General features: G+C 67.9%; 13 protein-coding genes. 7 read left to right on the forward strand and 6 right to left on the reverse strand.

Going from position 1 to position 16,159, the window contains the following annotated elements; all coding sequences use genetic code 11:
* Window positions 1–74: 74 nt before the first annotated feature.
* The 3 genes from AB0L57_RS18085 to AB0L57_RS18095 form a co-directional block, all read right to left on the reverse strand.
* On the reverse strand, window positions 75–818 hold the full coding sequence (locus AB0L57_RS18085; RefSeq protein WP_364963072.1) for an adenosylcobinamide-GDP ribazoletransferase: 744 nt from the start codon (window positions 816–818) through the stop codon (window positions 75–77).
* A gap of 43 nt (window positions 819–861) precedes the next feature.
* Window positions 862–2,718 carry a nicotinate-nucleotide--dimethylbenzimidazole phosphoribosyltransferase gene (cobT, locus tag AB0L57_RS18090; RefSeq protein ID WP_364963074.1) on the reverse strand — a complete coding sequence of 619 codons (1,857 nt, stop codon included), beginning with the start codon at window positions 2,716–2,718 and terminating at the stop codon, window positions 862–864.
* A 101-nt stretch (window positions 2,719–2,819) separates the two neighbouring features.
* Window positions 2,820–3,512 (reverse strand): DUF3043 domain-containing protein, encoded by a 693-nt coding sequence (locus AB0L57_RS18095; protein WP_364963076.1) that lies wholly within the window; start codon window positions 3,510–3,512, stop codon window positions 2,820–2,822.
* Window positions 3,513–3,803: 291 nt separating this feature from the next.
* On the opposite strand from AB0L57_RS18095, the gene AB0L57_RS18100 reads away from it, so the two are divergent.
* The 6 genes from AB0L57_RS18100 to AB0L57_RS18125 all read left to right on the forward strand — a co-directional run bounded on the left by AB0L57_RS18100 (window position 3,804) and on the right by AB0L57_RS18125 (window position 9,485).
* Window positions 3,804–4,154 (forward strand): iron-sulfur cluster assembly accessory protein, encoded by a 351-nt coding sequence (locus AB0L57_RS18100; protein ID WP_025348566.1) that lies wholly within the window; start codon window positions 3,804–3,806, stop codon window positions 4,152–4,154.
* Window positions 4,155–4,292: 138 nt separating this feature from the next.
* On the forward strand, window positions 4,293–5,264 hold the full coding sequence (locus AB0L57_RS18105; protein ID WP_364963080.1) for a carbohydrate kinase family protein: 972 nt from the start codon (window positions 4,293–4,295) through the stop codon (window positions 5,262–5,264).
* Window positions 5,265–5,370: 106 nt separating this feature from the next.
* Window positions 5,371–6,084 (forward strand): MBL fold metallo-hydrolase, encoded by a 714-nt coding sequence (locus AB0L57_RS18110; RefSeq protein WP_364963082.1) that lies wholly within the window; start codon window positions 5,371–5,373, stop codon window positions 6,082–6,084.
* A 273-nt stretch (window positions 6,085–6,357) separates the two neighbouring features.
* Window positions 6,358–7,017: a GAP family protein gene (locus AB0L57_RS18115; protein WP_364963085.1), complete on the forward strand. Its 660-nt coding sequence runs from the start codon at window positions 6,358–6,360 to the stop codon at window positions 7,015–7,017.
* A 66-nt stretch (window positions 7,018–7,083) separates the two neighbouring features.
* Entirely contained in the window at window positions 7,084–8,712 is a 1,629-nt protein-coding gene (locus AB0L57_RS18120; protein WP_364963088.1) for a SulP family inorganic anion transporter, read from the forward strand.
* A gap of 116 nt (window positions 8,713–8,828) precedes the next feature.
* On the forward strand, window positions 8,829–9,485 hold the full coding sequence (locus tag AB0L57_RS18125; RefSeq protein WP_364963091.1) for a GAP family protein: 657 nt from the start codon (window positions 8,829–8,831) through the stop codon (window positions 9,483–9,485).
* 24 nt (window positions 9,486–9,509) lie between these two features.
* Here AB0L57_RS18125 and AB0L57_RS18130 read toward each other — a convergent pair whose 3' ends face one another.
* Together AB0L57_RS18130 and AB0L57_RS18135 are read right to left on the reverse strand one after the other, a co-directional pair.
* Complete coding sequence (locus tag AB0L57_RS18130) at window positions 9,510–11,183, reverse strand: SulP family inorganic anion transporter (RefSeq protein WP_364963093.1); 1,674 nt, start codon at window positions 11,181–11,183, stop codon at window positions 9,510–9,512.
* Between the two features lie 97 nt (window positions 11,184–11,280).
* Window positions 11,281–12,126 carry a formylglycine-generating enzyme family protein gene (locus AB0L57_RS18135; protein WP_364963096.1) on the reverse strand — a complete coding sequence of 282 codons (846 nt, stop codon included), beginning with the start codon at window positions 12,124–12,126 and terminating at the stop codon, window positions 11,281–11,283.
* 338 nt (window positions 12,127–12,464) lie between these two features.
* On the opposite strand from AB0L57_RS18135, the gene AB0L57_RS18140 reads away from it, so the two are divergent.
* Window positions 12,465–14,801: an arylsulfatase gene (locus AB0L57_RS18140; protein WP_364963098.1), complete on the forward strand. Its 2,337-nt coding sequence runs from the start codon at window positions 12,465–12,467 to the stop codon at window positions 14,799–14,801.
* Between the two features lie 63 nt (window positions 14,802–14,864).
* Here the strand turns inward: AB0L57_RS18140 and AB0L57_RS18145 are convergent, their stop codons facing one another.
* Entirely contained in the window at window positions 14,865–15,965 is a 1,101-nt protein-coding gene (locus AB0L57_RS18145) for a branched-chain amino acid aminotransferase (RefSeq protein ID WP_364963495.1), read from the reverse strand.
* Window positions 15,966–16,159 lie beyond the last annotated feature (194 nt).

The raw sequence follows: 16,159 nt of genomic DNA on the forward strand, positions 1-16,159 counted from the left end.
TCACCGAACCCGGGTACCCGGATATGCCACCTGCAAACCGGCACAGCCGAGTTCGGCTTCCGACCGGCCGATCGTCACGCCGTCGACATCACCGCGGCGACGGTCGCGACGGTCAGCTCGAGCGCCGCACCGAGCACATCGCCATTGAGTCCGTCGAAGCGCCGCACGCAATGCCGGACCAGCAGTGCCGCGAGGACCAGCGCCACCGCGACGGCGACCGGTCCCAGCCACGGCCGGGAGCCGGCGAAAACGGCTGCGCCCAGGGCGATGGCGATCCAGACGATCACCGTCACCCAGGTCTGGGTCGCCGCCACCAGCGCACCGAACCCCGCGCCGGGCGCGGCCCGGCGGCCCCGGCAGGCCGCGACCACGGCCACCCGCCCCACCGCGACCGCCACCGCCACCGCGAACCAGCGCCCCGCATCGGCCAGTGCGGCGAAGGCAAGCGCCTGTACCCCGATCGCGAAGATCAGCGCCGCGACGCCGAACGGGCCCGCGCCACCGCTTTTCATGATCTCGCGGGCACGTTCGGGGGGCCCGTAACTGCCCAGCCCGTCGGCGGTATCGGCCAGCCCGTCGATGTGCATTCCCCGGGTGGCCAGTGCCAGCGCGCCGACCGTCACCAGCGCCGCGAGCACCGAACCCGTTCCGGCCCAGCACAATACCCACAGCAGTCCGGCGGCACCGGCGCCCAGCAGCGCCCCGACCACCGGGGCGGCGGCGATGGCACCGGCGGCGGTCGCGCGGTCGACCGTCTGCGGCCCGCGTACCGGCAGGACGGTCAGCCACGATACCGCGAGCCGGGTCGCGGCGATCATCGCCCCGACCTCGGACGGGGCCGGGCAACCGGCACGCCGGCGCTCAGGAGACCGCTTCCGCTGTCGTGGAATCCGAATCGGCGGAGCTCACCCCGGCCTCGCCGAACGTGGCCATCTCGGCCAGCGCGGCGATGGCGGCGCGCAGCAGCGGCAGCGCACTCACCGCTCCGGACCCCTCTCCCAGCCGCATGTCCAGCTCGACCAGCGGTTCCAGCTCCAGCCTCCGCAGTGCGATCGGATGGGCGGGTTCGGTCGACCGGTGCCCGGCCACCCACCAGCGCTTCGCACCGGGTGCGAGCATCTCGGCCACCAGTGCGGCCGCGGTCACCACGACGCCGTCGAGGATCACCGGGGTACGACGAGCGGCGGCCTGCGCCAAATACCCCGCGGTGGCCGCGAAGTCGGCGCCACCGGCCACCCGCAGCAGCGCGAACGGGTCCAGCCGGTGCGGGCGCGCGCGCCACATCGCGTCACGGATGGCGGTGGCCTTGCGCATCCATCCCGCATCGTCGACGCCCGTTCCACGGCCGATGGCGACGACCGGCTCGGTGTCGGTCAGCGTCGCGATCAGAACCGTTGCGGGCGTGGTGTTTCCGATACCCATATCGCCGGCGATCAGCAGATCGGCCCCGGCGTCGATCTCCTCATCGGCGATCGACCGCCCGGCGGCCAGCGCGGCATGCAATTCGGCCTCGGTGAGCGCGTCTTCGCGGTCGATCGACCCGCTCGAGCGGCGGATCTTGTACGCCGACACCGACGGATCGGTATCGGAGTCGACCGCGATGTCGACCACGCGCACCGTCGCGTCGGCCAGGCGCGCCAGCGCGTTCACCGCGGCACCACCGGCCCGGAAGTTGGCGACCATCTGTGCGGTCACCTCGCTCGGATAGGCCGAAACCCCGTGCCGCGCAACACCGTGATCACCGGCGAACACCACGACCCGGGCCCGCTCGAACTGCTGTGGCGGACAGACACCCTGACAAGCCGCGATCCAGTTGCCCAGCGTCTCGAGCCGACCCAGCGACCCCGCGGGTTTGGTCAGCTGCAACTGCCGCTGCGCGGCCTCGGCCCGCACCCGGGCGTCGGGGGCGGCCACGGGGCCGAACGACGGTGTGGTGCCGTCGAATTCGGCCAGGCCCCGCGGAGCGGACGCGTCGGCGGGACGGTCGGAGGCGGTCCGCGATCCCGAAAGATCCGCCGCCACACCCCCCGTTGCCGCGGCGCCCGCGGCGGCAGCGACCGCGACGGCATCGGCCGAGGTGGTTGTATCGGTCTTCGCGGCGGCGGCCGCGACAGCCGGGCCATCCTGGCTCTCGGTGACCGGCGCAGTGGCGCGCGACCCCGGCCCGGCCTCCGCTTCCTTGAGCACGGTGGGTATCCCGGCGACGACCAGGACCACCTCGTCGCACACCGCGGCCAGCCGCTGGTTGAGCGTCCCGATCTCGTCGGAGAACAACCGCCCCGCCTGCGTCGCGGGCACGACTCCGAGCCCCACTTCGGGACTGACGATCACCAACCGGCCGGCGTATCCGGTCACGGCGGCGATCAAGGCGTCGATATCGGGCCGGACGGTGCCGCGCGGCGCCTCCCAGGCGTCGCGCGCATCGATGCGGGCGGTCAGCCATGTCCCCAGATCGTCGACCAGGGTCACCGGCGCCGGATCGCCGAGCACGGTGATCGGGTCACCCTCCACCACATTCCAGGTACCCGGACGGCGAACCCGGTGTGCGGCAATACGATCGGCGAAGTCGGCATCCGCCGGGTCCGGAATCGCGGTCGCCACGTACCGCACGGGGCCCTCACGACCGGCCACCGCCTCGGCGTAGGCCGATTTACCCGAGCGCGCCCCACCGAGCACCAGCGTCCGCAGCCCTGGGCCGCCCGCAGCATCGTTCACCACGTCAGCACGGTACCAATTCGGCGGGCTTCACCATCCCGCCCTACCCGCGACCACGCACGGCAGCCGACTCCCCGGCTCGCACGAGCGCCCGCCGGGGAACCTCAGACCGCGGCGCCGGCCGACACCCGCGGTTTGGGTGCGCGCATCCGCCGGATCTGCGATGCCCGGACGAAGGCGTACCAGCCCAGCGACCAGCTCGAGGTGGCGTCTTCGGGGAAGCGCTCGGCCACCCGCTTGTTGATGATGCGCCCGATCAGGAACCCCTCGGCGACCATGAACAACATCATCACGATCATCGCGAGGGTGACGTAGGCCTGCACCTGCGGGGTGAGGAACATGGTCAGGATCAGCACCAGCGCCAGCGGCATGAACAGGCCGACCAGATTGCGCCGGGCATCGACCAGATCGCGGACGTAGGCACGCACCGGACCACGGTCGCGCGGCAGCAGATACTTGTCCTCACCGGCGAGCATGCGCGCGCGGCGGTCCGCGGCGGCGGCGCGGCGGTCGGCGGAGGCCGCCTTGCGGTCGGCACGGTTGCCGCGGGTGGCCTTGCGCCGGGCCCGGGCCTCCTTGGCGGTCAGCGGCGCCGGCGCGACCGGGCCGCGACGTCTGCCCTCGGCATCGCGTCGCTTCGGCGTGGGACGCCCCTTGCCCGCCGTCGGCGTCGGCCCACCCGCGACGGTTGCCGAGTCGTCGCCGGACGCCGTCGAGGTGTCGTCGGCGTGATCGTCGGTGGTGCTGGCATCGCCACGGCGCAGGAACTTCACGCCGACCAGGCTATTGGATGGCATACCCGCCAGGAAATACGGTATCCGCAGATGCTGTGTTATCAGTCATAACACCCATATCAATCAGCCCTCCGACCGGGGCGCACGCTGCATCGACACGCTCCGGGAACTGTGGGGATTCGCACCCCCGACCGCCGCCGACGCGGTAATTCCGGGCCCGACGGGCCCGCGACGGCGGCAGCAGTGGCAAGATTGGAATAGCCACCCGCGACGTGGCGTTGACAGCTACCGGAACCGTGCGCTGTTCACGGAAACAACGTTCACGGGTCGAACCAGGGCCTGCGAGGAGACTTCATGACTGTGCAGAACGAGACCACCACCCACGGTGTGATCCTCACCGACGCGGCGGCGGCCAAGGCCAAGGCGCTGCTGGACCAGGAGGGCCGCGACGATCTGGCGCTGCGCATCGCCGTGCAGCCCGGTGGTTGCGCCGGCCTGCGGTACCAGTTGTTCTTCGACGATCGCAGCCTCGACGGCGACCTGACCGTCGAGTTCGGCGGCGTCAAGCTCGCGGTCGACCGGATGAGCGCCCCCTACGTGCAGGGTGCGTCGATCGACTTCGTCGACACCATCGAGAAGCAGGGTTTCACCATCGACAACCCGAACGCCACGGGCTCCTGCGCCTGCGGCGACAGCTTCAACTGACGAACACTTCCCGGCGCGGGACCTCACCGGAGGTTCCGCGCCGAGTCGTACCCACATCCCTTCGGCCCTTACCCCGTCCGGACTCCGCACGGTACGGTGAAGGCTGAATTCGCCTTCGACAGACAAGGACCGGGCTTCGTGACCATCGCTGTGTCCGCTTCCATCGCGACCGACCATCTGATGCGTTTTCCGGGGAAATTCTCCGATGTGCTGCTCGCCGACCAGTTGCAGCACGTATCGCTGAGCTTCCTGGTCGACGATCTGGTGATCCGCCGAGGCGGTGTGGCCGGCAACATCGCGTACGCCATGGGCCTGCTGGGCGGCGATCCGCTGCTGCTGGGCGCCGTCGGCGCCGATTTCGGTGAATACCGCGAATGGCTCGAGCGGCACGGCGTGGACTGCTCGGCGGTCCGCGTCTCCGAGACCGCGCACACCGCGCGCTTCGTCTGCACCACCGATGAGAGCATGGCCCAGATCGCGTCCTTCTATCCCGGCGCGATGAGCGAGGCCCGCGAGATCTCCATCGCCGAGGTGGCCGAAAACCGTTCGCTGGACCTGGTTCTGGTGGGCGCCAACGATCCCGACGCGATGCTGCGCCACACCGAGGAGTGCCGCAAGCTCGGCATCCCGTTCGCCGCCGACCCCTCTCAGCAACTGGCCCGGCTCGATGGCGAGCAGGCGCTGGCCCTGATCGACGGCGCCACATACCTTTTCACCAACGAGTACGAGTGGGGCCTGCTGCTGCAGAAGACCGGCCTGTCGCCCGAGGAGATCGGCCGCCGTGTCGGCATCCGGGTCACCACCCTGGGCGCGAAGGGTGTCGTGATCGTCGATGGTGACGGGGTCGAGGTGAACGTCGAAGTGGTGCCCGAACTTTCGAAGGTCGACCCGACCGGCGTCGGCGACGCGTTCCGGGCCGGCTTCCTCACCGGGCACACCTCCGGTCTGAGCCTGTCGCGTTCGGCGCAGCTGGGTTCGCTGGCGGCGGTGCTGGTACTGGAGACCGTCGGCACCCAGGAATGGTCGCTGGATCGCGAGTCGGCCCTCGAGCGGCTGCGCGGCGCCTACGGTCGGGAGGCGGCCACCGAACTGGCCGCCGTACTGGGCTGAGGCAGTCCCCGGGGCCGTGCCGGCGCGGCGAAATTCCGCGACCGTGACGATTCACAACATTGCGTCCGGATGCGCGGAGTTCGCGGGCGAACAATAGGGTGTGCGTATGGGATCCGACCGTTTATATTTTCGTCAACTACTGGCGGGCCGTGACTGGGCCGTCGGTGATCCGATCGCGACGCAGATGCGGAATTTCTCGTATCTGATCGGTGATCGCGACAGCGGCGAATGCGTGGTGGTGGATCCCGCCTACGCGGCAGGAGACCTGATCGATATCGCCGAGGCCGACGGCCTGCGGCTCACCGGGGTGCTGGCCACCCATCACCACCCCGACCACGTCGGCGGCACGATGATGGGCTTCACCCTGCGCGGGGTGCGCGAACTGCTCGAGCGGACACAGGTCCCGGTGCACGTCAACACCGAGGAACTGTCCTGGGTCGCCAATGTCACCGGTATCGCCGAGAGCGAGTTCACCGGGCACGAGCACGGTGACAAGCTCGCCGTCGGCGGTGTGGAGATCGAATTCCTGCACACCCCCGGCCACACCCCCGGCAGTCAGTGCTTCCTGTTCGACGGTCGCCTGGTGGCCGGCGATACCCTGTTCGTCGATGGTTGCGGCCGCACCGACTTCCCGGGCGGCGACTCCGACGCCATGTTCCGCAGCCTGCGCAATCTGTCGGAGCTGAAGGGCGATCCGGTGATCTACCCCGGTCATTGGTATTCCGAACAACCCAGCGCCACCCTGTCGTCGGTGCGGGAGAACAACTACGTGATGCGCCCGACCACTCTCGAACAGTGGCACATGCTCATGCCCGGCTGAGTCACGTCACCCATCGCGAGCCCTTTCGTCCTGTGCGAGAGGGCTTTTCGCATTTCCTGACGCTGCCCGAACTTCCGAGCGACCCGCACCCGCACACCGATCGCGGGGCCGATACCGGTGGCGAGCGAACACGCGCCGATGGACGCGACATCCGGCTCGATCGAGACGCCGCGTTCGCCCAGATCTCGGCCGGCCGCCCCGATCCGGATCCCGGGTCGGTTTCACCCGCATCGTGTGACGATCGTGTGCCACGACCCTGCCTACGGTGACCGAATGGGAACCGTGCTCGGTGAATTGCTGCCCCTGGCGGTCGGTGTGGCGATCTCGCCCATTCCGATCGTCGCCGCCATTCTCATGCTGCTGTCGCCCCGCGCCGGTGGCACGAGTGCCGGCTTCGCGGCCGGCTGGGTGATCGGCATCCTGGTCGTCACCGTCATCGTGGTCGCGCTGTCGGGCTCGATCGACACCGACGCCGGTCCATCGCATTCCGCCGGGGTGGCCTGGGTGAAGATCGTGCTGGGAGTTCTGCTGGTTCTGCTGGCCGTACAGCAGTGGCGCGGTCGGGCCGATACGTCCGTTCCGGCCTGGATGCAGGCCATCGACCGGATGACCTTCGTCAAGGCGACCGGGCTGGGCATCGCCCTGTCGGCGGTGAATCCGAAGAATCTGCTGCTGTGTGTCTCGGCCGGTGTCGCGATCGGTACCGGCGGCCTGGCCGCCGGTGGAAAGGTCGCCGCGGTTGTGGTCTTCACCCTCATCGGCGCCTGCACCGTCCTGCTTCCGGTGATCGGATACGCGCTGGCCGCCGACCGGCTGCGCGGCGCGCTCGACGAGCTGAAGTCGTGGTTGCAGGCCAACAATCACGCGGTGATGGCCGTCGTGCTGCTCGTCATGGGCGCGGTGGTCGTGGGAAAGGGAATCGCCGGACTGTAGCGGGGGTTTCGGGTGCGGATGCGCGACATCACTGGGCGGCTGCGGTCGTGGTGGCCGGATACCCGCATGACCAGGGACGATGTGATCGCGGGGGTACCGGGCGCGATCAGCAGCGTCCCGGATGGGATGGCCGCCGGTGTGCTCGCCGGAGTGAGTCCGGTACACGGCCTGTACGCGAGTATGGCCGGGCCGTTCTTCGGCGGCTTCGCCAGCAGTACGACGATGATGGTGATCGCCACGACGAGCGCCTCGGCGCTGGCGGCTGGATCGGCGCTGTCGTCGGTTCCCGCGGCCGATCGCGAGGCGGCACTGATTCTGCTGACCGTGATCGCCGGTGCGGTGATGCTGATCGCCGCGGTGCTGAAGCTGGGCCGCTACACCCGATTCGTCTCCCATTCGGTGATGACCGGATTCCTCACCGGCGTCTCGGCCAACATCGTCTTCGGCCAGATCTCCGATTTCACGGGCGCGCCGGCACACGGTTCGGTGTCGATCGCCAAGGCCTTCGATGTCATCGTGCATCCCGGCCGCGTCGACTGGCATTCCCTGCTGGTCGGGCTGACCGCGGTGGCGCTGCTGGTTGTACTGGCACGCACGCGGCTGGCGATGGTGTCGTCATTGCTCGCGCTCGCGGTCCCGACCGCACTCGTCCTGTTGTGCGGGTGGGATTCGGTGGCCCGGGTCGCCGATGCCGGCGCCATTCCCGCGGGCATACCGCTGCCGCAGCTGCCCGATCCGCGAGTGCTGACACCATCGCTGGTGAGCGGTGCCTGCGCGGTCGCGGTGATCGTGCTGGTCCAGGGTGCCGGAGTGGCCGAGGCGGCACCGAATCCGGACCGGACCCGATCGTCGTCCGATCGCGATTTCACCGCCCAGGGCATCGGTAATATCGCCGCCGGATTGTTTCGCGGCATGCCGGTCGGTGGATCCGTGGGCCAGACCGCCATCAACACCGCGGCGGGAGCCCGGACCCGATGGGCGGCGATCTGGTCCGGGCTGTGGATGCTGGCGATCCTGGCCGCCTTCGCGGGATCGGTGGGCCGGGTACCGATGCCGACACTGTCGGCGGTACTCATCGTGGCCGCCGTCGGGTCCTTCCGGGTGGGCGATATCGTCGCGATCTGGAGCAGTGGCCGGACCTCGCGTATCGCCCTGCTCACCACGTTCCTCGGCACCCTGCTGCTTCCGGTCACCGAAGCCGTCGGGGTCGGCGTGGCATTGTCGTTGCTGCTGCAGCTGAATCAGGAAGCCATGGACCTGAAGGTCGTGCGGCTACGAGTGGACGACGGCCGCCTCGTCGAAGCCGACCTTCCGAAACAACTGCACGACAACGAGATCGCCATCATCGACGTCTACGGCAGCATGTTCTTCGCGGGGTCGCGCACCCTGCAGGCACGATTACCCGATCCCGCCCACGCCCACCACCCTGTCGTCATCCTGCGCATTCGCGGCCGGACCACACTGGGCGCCACCTTCTTCGCGGTACTGGCCGATTACGCGCAGCGGCTCGACGAGCGCGACGGGCACCTGTATCTCAGCGGTGTCGATCGGCAGATCCGCGACCACTGGACTCCGGGACGCCTCGCCGCCCAGGGGTTGTCGCTGGACTTCTTCCCCGCCACCGACACCATCGGCGAGTCGACGCTCACCGCCTACGCCCAGGCGAAGGTCCGCCTACTCGACACCGCCGACTGAATCCGATCTCACCCGCAAAGCATGACGAGCGACTCCGGGGCCCCACCTACCGTCGGTATTCCAGGCACGTCCGCGTATCCGGTGCGGCGCCACCGAATCGATGCTGAGGAGTCGGCATGGGTGATCTGGTCGTCGCGCTGATACCGGAGATCATCGGGTTGATCATCACCCCCGGGGCCATCGTCGGTTGTGTGCTGCTGTTGCAGTCGGGCCGCCCCATTCCCAACGCCGCCGCATTCGGCGCCGCATTTCTGCTCGTCTACACCCAGATCGGCATCGCCGCCCTGCTGAGTGGGGCCGGGGATCCCGGGGCGACCAGCAAACAGACCTCGCACTGGGCGGGCCTGGCCGTCGGCCTGCTGTTCCTGATCTGCGGTGGATGGATCGCGATACGGAAACCGGGGACCCGCGCCGGATCGCCGCGCTGGGTCACCGAACTCGAGAACGTCGGCCCTCGAGGGGCTTTCATCATGGGACTGGGGCTCGCGGTGATCAACCCCAATGTGTTCATCATGATCTCCGGGATGAGTCTGATCTCGAGTTCGGGCGTCTCGACGGCGATGGCCGTCCTCGCGACCATCATGCTGCTGATCGCCGCGGTCGTGGACTTCGTCGTCCCCATCGGCATCTATATGTTGCTCGGTGAGCGCGCCCGCACCGGTCTCGACACAACGAAGAGGTGGATGATCGGGCACACCCGCGCGCTCTCGCTCGGGGTGATGTTCGGCTTCGGCGCGTTGTTCACGATCCGCGGCATCGTCAATCTGGCGTGATCGGCGGCCGCCCCGGCGATGCCACTATTCCTGAGCCGAGGTGAGTGCGGCGATCGCATCGTCCACGGTCTCGAACAATCTGCCCTGAGCCTGCAGTTCCCGCCCTCGCTCGGTGCGGCGCACGGTAGCCAGATTCTTGGGCGGCAGCGCCGCGAAGCAGACCGTGACACCGATATCGGTCAGCTCGTCGAGCAGGTCGAGGAAGCTGCGCATCACGGTGGTTGTCACGTCGGGAATCCAGGAGCAATCCAGCACCACCGCCGAGACCCGATGTCCGGCATCGGCCGATTCCTGGATACGGCCGCGAATCCGCTGAGTATTGGCGCGGACATTGGCGGTGTACAGGCCCGAGGCGACCCGCAGCACCAGCGGGTTCGCGGGTTCTGTTGCGGCGGTGGGTGTTCCACTGACCCAGCGGCCCGCACCGGTGCGGGTCAGCTGCACCACGTGTGCCCGATCGAGTTCGTGCAGAACGAGATACAGCGTCGCGACGACGCCGACGGCGACCGCGGGCAGCAGCCCCAGCGTCAAGCCGACCACCGCGGTGCCGGTCGCGACCCAGAATTCGCTCCGGTTGACCCGCCAGAACAGGGCGAACGCCGCGAAGTCGAGCAGACCCAGGGTCGCCACCACCACCATCGCCCCGAGTACGGCCTGGGGCAGATCGTCGAGCACCGGTGCCAGGAACAACGCCACCGCCACCGCCAGCAGAGCGGTCACGATGCTCGCCGCCTGAGTGCGCGCGCCCGCCCGCAGGGCCACCGCGGTCTGCGAGAAGCCGCCCGCCGGCGGCAGGGTGTGACAGAACGAACCCGCCACCGCGGCCACGCCATTGGCGAGAAGTTCACGGTCGCTGTCGATCTGGGGCTCGCTGGATCGGCGCACACCGCGCCCCACGGCCACCGTCTCCAGGAACGCCATGATCGAGATCGCCAGCGCGCCCGGTAGCAACTCGCCGATATCGTGCAGTCCGGGGATACCGGGCAACGGGATCCCCGATGGTACCGGCGCGATCAGCGCGACACCGTGATCGTCCAGATGCGCGAGGGCCACCAGCACGATACCGGCGGCCACCACCACCAGTGGGCCGGGAACGCGCGGCAGAAACTTCGACATCGCGTACAGAGCGGCGATGGCGGCCGCGGCCAGCAGAATCGTCACCGGACTGGCCGAACCGATCTGGCGCAGCGCCGACCGGAGCACCCGGAAGAATCCGGTCGCGTCCGGATCGGCCGGCACGCCGAGCAGCTTCGGCAACTGCCCCGCCGCCACCGTCAGGCCGACACCGGTCTTGATACCCGTCAGCGTTGCCTCGCTGATGTTTTCGACGATCGAACCGAAGTGAAGGACCCGGGCGAGCAGGAGAATGACGCCGACCAGCAGGGTCAATGTCATCAGCGAGGTCTGCGCGTCATCGGAACCGGCCGCGATACCCGCGCCGATCAGAGTCGAGGCGGTGAGCGTGGCGATGGTGGAGGTGGTACTCACGCTGGTGGTGTGCGAGCCGCCGAGCAGCGCGTACACCACCATCGGAACCATGCAGGTGTAGAGACCGACCTGCACCGGCATATCGGCGATGGTCGCATAGGCCATGGCCTGCGGAATCACCACCGCCCCGGCGCTCAGCCCGGCCAGGATGTCCGGTCGCAGCCAGGTTCGCCGGTAATCGGCCATGGTCGGAGCCAGCACGTCGGTCACAGCGCCTCCCATGACTGCGGACGAATCGACGGTTCGATCCGACAGTCTGGCCGCCCCGGTACGACCGGGACCTCATGCTCGACGGGTGAAACCGCCCTCAGCGCACGTCGGCGGCGACCCGGAAGCCCAGATTCCCGGTGGAGGACGCCGGTTCACTGCCCTGGCGCGCCGAGACCCGGTAGCGACGGCAGTAGGACAGGTGACACAGATACGATCCGCCGCGCATCACCCGGTCGCGTCCCAGATCGGGACCGGTGGGGTTGCTGGGCGGGCTGTGCCGGTAGTAGTCCGGGGAGAAGAAGTCCGAGCACCACTCCCACACATTGCCGGTGGTGTTGTAGAGCCCGAAATCGTTGGGGGCGTAGGACTTCACCGGCATGGTGCCCAGGTGCGCGCCCGGCGCCGAGCGAGGAAACTCGCCGGTGAAGACATTCATCGCCCGCCGGCCGCCGGGTTCGAAGTCCGCTCCCCACGGGAAGGGACCGGTCGATCCGGCCCGCGCGGCGTACTCCCATTCCGCTTCGGTGGGCAGCCGCGTACCCGACCACGCGCAGTAGGCCCGTGCGTCCGCCCAGGACACATGGATCACCGGATGATCGGCCAGGCCCGCGACATCGGAGGCCGGCCCGGACGGATGCGCCCAGTCGGCGCCGGTGACCTGCCGCCACCACGGTGCGTTCGCCACCGCCCGGGTCGGCGGCATATCGTCGGGCAGCAGTCCGGCGAATACGAACGACCAGCCGTATTGCTCGGCATCGGTGCGGTATCCGGTGGCGGTGATGAATTCCGCGAATTCGGCGTTGGTGACCGCGCAGCGGCCGATCGCGAATGCGTCCACGGTGACCGTGTGACACGGCCCCTCGCCATCCCCGGGATAGGCCCAGCGGCTCTCGTCGCCCATCGTGAATGTGCCGCCGTGCAGTGTGATCAGCGATCCGCTCACATCGGCAGTGGGTACTCGCTCGGAAATTCCCTCAGCGGTGGATGATTCACGCTTTTCCGATATGACATCGCGGCCGGCGGAGGGGGCGCACTGGCAGGTCTGTTTCCCGGATTCGGTGCGGTGCTGCATACTGTCCTCTCCCGCTCGTCGCCAGTAACCACGCGTACGCTGTTCCGACGTTACATCGCGGTGTGCGCGCGGGAGTGCAATCCGGAAAAGCGCGTCTGACCGCACGGAAATCACCCGCGGCGGATGAGGGCGGCCGGGACCACGGAATGCTGCAATCGCTACGGCAATTACTCCATGACGCAGACCGGTCTCCGACAGGGGTTGCAGCTATGAGCGATAGGCAGTTCAAGGGCGTCATCAATCTCGACATCCGGGATTCGGTCCCCGACTGGGACGCTTTCCTGGCCACGAAGGCCCCCGAGGGCGCGCCGAACGTACTGGTCGTCCTGTACGACGACACCGGTTGCGCGGCCTGGTCACCCTATGGCGGGCGGATCGAGATGCCCACCATGGACCGGCTGGCACGCGACGGCCTGACCTACAGTCAGTGGCATACCACCGCACTGTGCTCACCGACTCGTTCCACATTCCTGACCGGGCGAAATCATCATCTCAACGGTTTCGCGTCGATTTCGGAGACATCGTCCGGATTCCCTGGTTACAGCTCGCACATCCCACCCGAGAACGCGTCGATTGCCACGGTATTGCGCAAGGCGGGCTGGGGCACCTATTGGGTCGGCAAGAATCACAACATCCCGGTCGACGAATGGACCGCCGGATCCTCGCGGGAACGCTGGCCGCTGGGCCAGGGATTCGACCGCTTCTACGGCTTCGTCGGCGGTGAGACGAATCAGTGGTATCCGGATCTGGCCGAGGACAACCATTTCATCGATCAGCCCTATTCGCCCGACGAAGGCTACCACCTGTCGAAAGACCTTGCCGACAAGGCGATTTCGTTCCTGCAGGACCAACGCCAGACCCACCCTGAAAAACCGTTCTACCTCTGGTTCTGCCCCGGCGCCAATCATGCTCCGCACCACGCGCCGCAGGAATGGATCGACAAGTACAAGGGCGCATTCGACGACGGTTACGACGCCTACCGCACCTGGGTGCTACCACGCATGATCGAGCGTGGCATCCTGCCCGAGGGCACCGAACTCACCGACATCAATCCGATGCCGCCGGGCACCTTCGCCGCGGCCGACGAAGTTCGCCCGTGGTCGGAACTGACCGAGCCGGAACGCAAGCTGTTCTGCCGGATGGCCGAGGTGTACGCCGGATTCTCCGAGTACACCGACCACCAGGTGGGGCGGATCATCGACTATCTCGAGGAGACCGGACAGCTGGACAACACGCTGGTCATCTACGCCGCCGACAACGGCGCCTCCGGTGAGGGGTCGCCGAACGGCTCGGTCAACGAGGGCAAGTTCTTCAACGGCTACCCCGACAAGATCGAAGACAACCTCGCGATGATCGACAAGCTCGGGACCCCGGACACCTACAACCACTACCCCACCGGCTGGGCGGCGGCCTTCTCGACACCGTTCAAGATGTTCAAGCGCTACTCATATCAGGGCGGGGTGGCCGATCCGCTGGTCGTCTTCTGGCCCAATGGATTCCAGGCCCGCGGTGAGATCCGCGACCAGTACCACCACTGCACCGACATCGTGCCGACGATTCTCGAATGCTGCGGGGTGCCGATGCCGGAGACCGTCGACGGTGTGCCGCAGAATCCGCTGTCGGGTGTGTCGATGAAGTACAGCTTCGATTCCCCGGATGCGGCGACGCACAAGCACACCCAGTACTACGAGATGCTCGGGCACCGCGCGATCTGGCACCAAGGCTGGAAGGCGGTCACCGTACACGGCCCGACCAGCGGGCTCAGCAACTTCGAGAAGGACCGGTGGGAGCTGTACCACACCGATGCCGACCGCTCCGAGAATCACGATCTGGCGCACCAGCATCCGGACAAACTGCGGGAGCTGATCGATCTGTGGTTCACAGAGGCGGAGATCAACAAGGTACTGCCGCTCAACGACCTCGGTGTGACCGGTAAGGATCTGCAGACCTTCCTCGGCCTCGAATTCAAGGTTCCGGTGCCCCCGGGCGGCAAGTACGTCTACTATCCGAACACCACCGAGGTACCCGAGCGAGCCGCGGCCAATACCCACGCGGTGTCGTTCAAAGTTCTCGCCGAGGTCACCACCACCGCGGACACCGACGGTGTGGTGTTCGCCCAGGGCGCCCGATTCGGCGGCCACGCAATGTATTTCAAGGACGGCAAGGTGCACTACACCTACAACTTCCTCGGAATACCGCCCGAACAGCATCTCGAGGCACCCGCACCCGCCCCGGGCAAGCACATCATCGGGATCGATTTCCAGAAGGAACGCCCCGGCGACCACGGCGAGTACTGGGGTACCGCGACCCTCTACATCGACGACAACGCCGTCACCCAGGCCGAGATCCGTACGCAGTCGGGACATTTCACGCTCTGCGGCGAAGGACTGTGCATCGGCTACGACAGTGCCGACGCGGTGAGCAGCGACTACCGCGGCAAGTTCGCATTCACCGGCGGTGAGATCGCCAGGGTGATCTTCGATGTGGCCGACGACGCCTACGTCGATATCGAGAAACACTACGAGGCGGCCATGTCCCGCGACTGAGGACCGCCCTACCCACGGTGCCCCGGGCCGACCCCGGGGCACCGGCACGTTCGGGACCGGCGCTCAGGCCAGGGTACGCATCCAACCGTGGGTGTCGGCGAAGGTGCCACGCTGAATTCCGGTGAGCGTATCGCGCAGCGCCATGGTGACCTCGCCGGGCTGCCCACCACCGATCTCGAATTCACCGTCGCCGGAGGCCACCCAGCCGACCGGGGTGATGACCGCGGCGGTTCCGCAGGCGAAAACCTCGGTGATCTCGCCGGATTCGGCGCCCTTGCGCCATTCCTCGACCGAGACCTTGCGCTCTTCGACGGGATATCCCGAATCGGCGGCCAGGGTCAGCAGGCTGTCGCGCGTGATACCCGGCAGCAGCGATCCGGACAGTTCCGGGGTGACCAGGCGGGCCTCGGATCCGGCGCCGTAGACGAAGAACAGGTTGTTGGTCCCCATCTCCTCGACGTACTTGCGTTCGCAGGCGTCCAGCCACACCACCTGATCGCAGCCCTTCTCGGTGGCCTGCTGCTGCGCCAGCAGCGAGGACGCGTAGTTGCCGGCGACCTTGGCCTCACCGGTTCCGCCCGGCGCCGCGCGCACATACTCGGTGGACAGCCACACCCGCACCGGCTTCACACCGCGCGGAAAGTAGGCTCCCGCAGGCGATCCCAGCAGCAGATAGGTGTAGGCCGCCGCGGGCTTCACGCCCAGCCCCGCCTCGGTGGCGAACATGAACGGCCGCAGATACAGCGACTCCTCACCACCGGCCGCGGGCACCCAGTCGGCGTCGACCTCGAGCAGCTGACGCACCGATTCGACGAACAGTTCCTCGGGCAACTCCGCCATCGCCAGCCGTCGCGCCGAACGCTGGAACCGCGCGGCGTTGGCGTCGACACGGAAGGTGGCGATACTGCCGTCGGCCTGCCGGTACGCCTTGAGTCCCTCGAAGATGGCCTGACCGTAATGGAACACCATCGTGGCCGGATCCATGCTCAGCGGTCCGTACGGCTCGACCCGCGCATTGCTCCACTGCCCGTCGGCGTAGTCGATGGCCACCATGTGATCGGTGAAGTACCGCCCGAACGCGGGTGCCGCCAGAATCTCCGTGCGCCGGTCCGCCGGAACGGGGGCGGGATTCGGGGTACGGGTGAACTGTGCGGCGACTGTCATGATCTCGATAGTAGATCTGTGCTCGCGAGCCACGATGCGCGGACCTGCGTCGGGGCCCCGATCGGAGGTCCGGCGCAGCCTGCTCCAGCCGGTCCAGCCGCGGTGCTCGGGCAGTTCGATCAGCCGCCGGGTCGCGGGCGCGGCATCGAACGCCAGGGCGTCCAGCAGGGCGGCGAGCGCCGGTTCGACATCGC

Source organism: Nocardia sp. NPDC052254 (assembly GCF_040679495.1).
Lineage (GTDB): Bacteria > Actinomycetota > Actinomycetes > Mycobacteriales > Mycobacteriaceae > Nocardia.

What these genes read in the sequence shown, in the direction of transcription:
- AB0L57_RS18085 (WP_364963072.1), bottom strand. Translation starts at nt 818, where the DNA reads ATGATCGCCGCGACCCGGCTCGCGGTATCGTGGCTGACCGTCCTGCCG.
- AB0L57_RS18095 (WP_364963076.1), bottom strand. Translation starts at nt 3,512, where the DNA reads ATGCCATCCAATAGCCTGGTCGGCGTGAAGTTCCTGCGCCGTGGCGAT.
- AB0L57_RS18100 (WP_025348566.1), top strand. Translation starts at nt 3,804, where the DNA reads ATGACTGTGCAGAACGAGACCACCACCCACGGTGTGATCCTCACCGAC.
- AB0L57_RS18110 (WP_364963082.1), top strand. Translation starts at nt 5,371, where the DNA reads ATGGGATCCGACCGTTTATATTTTCGTCAACTACTGGCGGGCCGTGAC.
- AB0L57_RS18115 (WP_364963085.1), top strand. Translation starts at nt 6,358, where the DNA reads ATGGGAACCGTGCTCGGTGAATTGCTGCCCCTGGCGGTCGGTGTGGCG.
- AB0L57_RS18120 (WP_364963088.1), top strand. Translation starts at nt 7,084, where the DNA reads ATGACCAGGGACGATGTGATCGCGGGGGTACCGGGCGCGATCAGCAGC.
- AB0L57_RS18125 (WP_364963091.1), top strand. Translation starts at nt 8,829, where the DNA reads ATGGGTGATCTGGTCGTCGCGCTGATACCGGAGATCATCGGGTTGATC.
- AB0L57_RS18140 (WP_364963098.1), top strand. Translation starts at nt 12,465, where the DNA reads ATGAGCGATAGGCAGTTCAAGGGCGTCATCAATCTCGACATCCGGGAT.
- AB0L57_RS18145 (WP_364963495.1), bottom strand. Translation starts at nt 15,965, where the DNA reads ATGACAGTCGCCGCACAGTTCACCCGTACCCCGAATCCCGCCCCCGTT.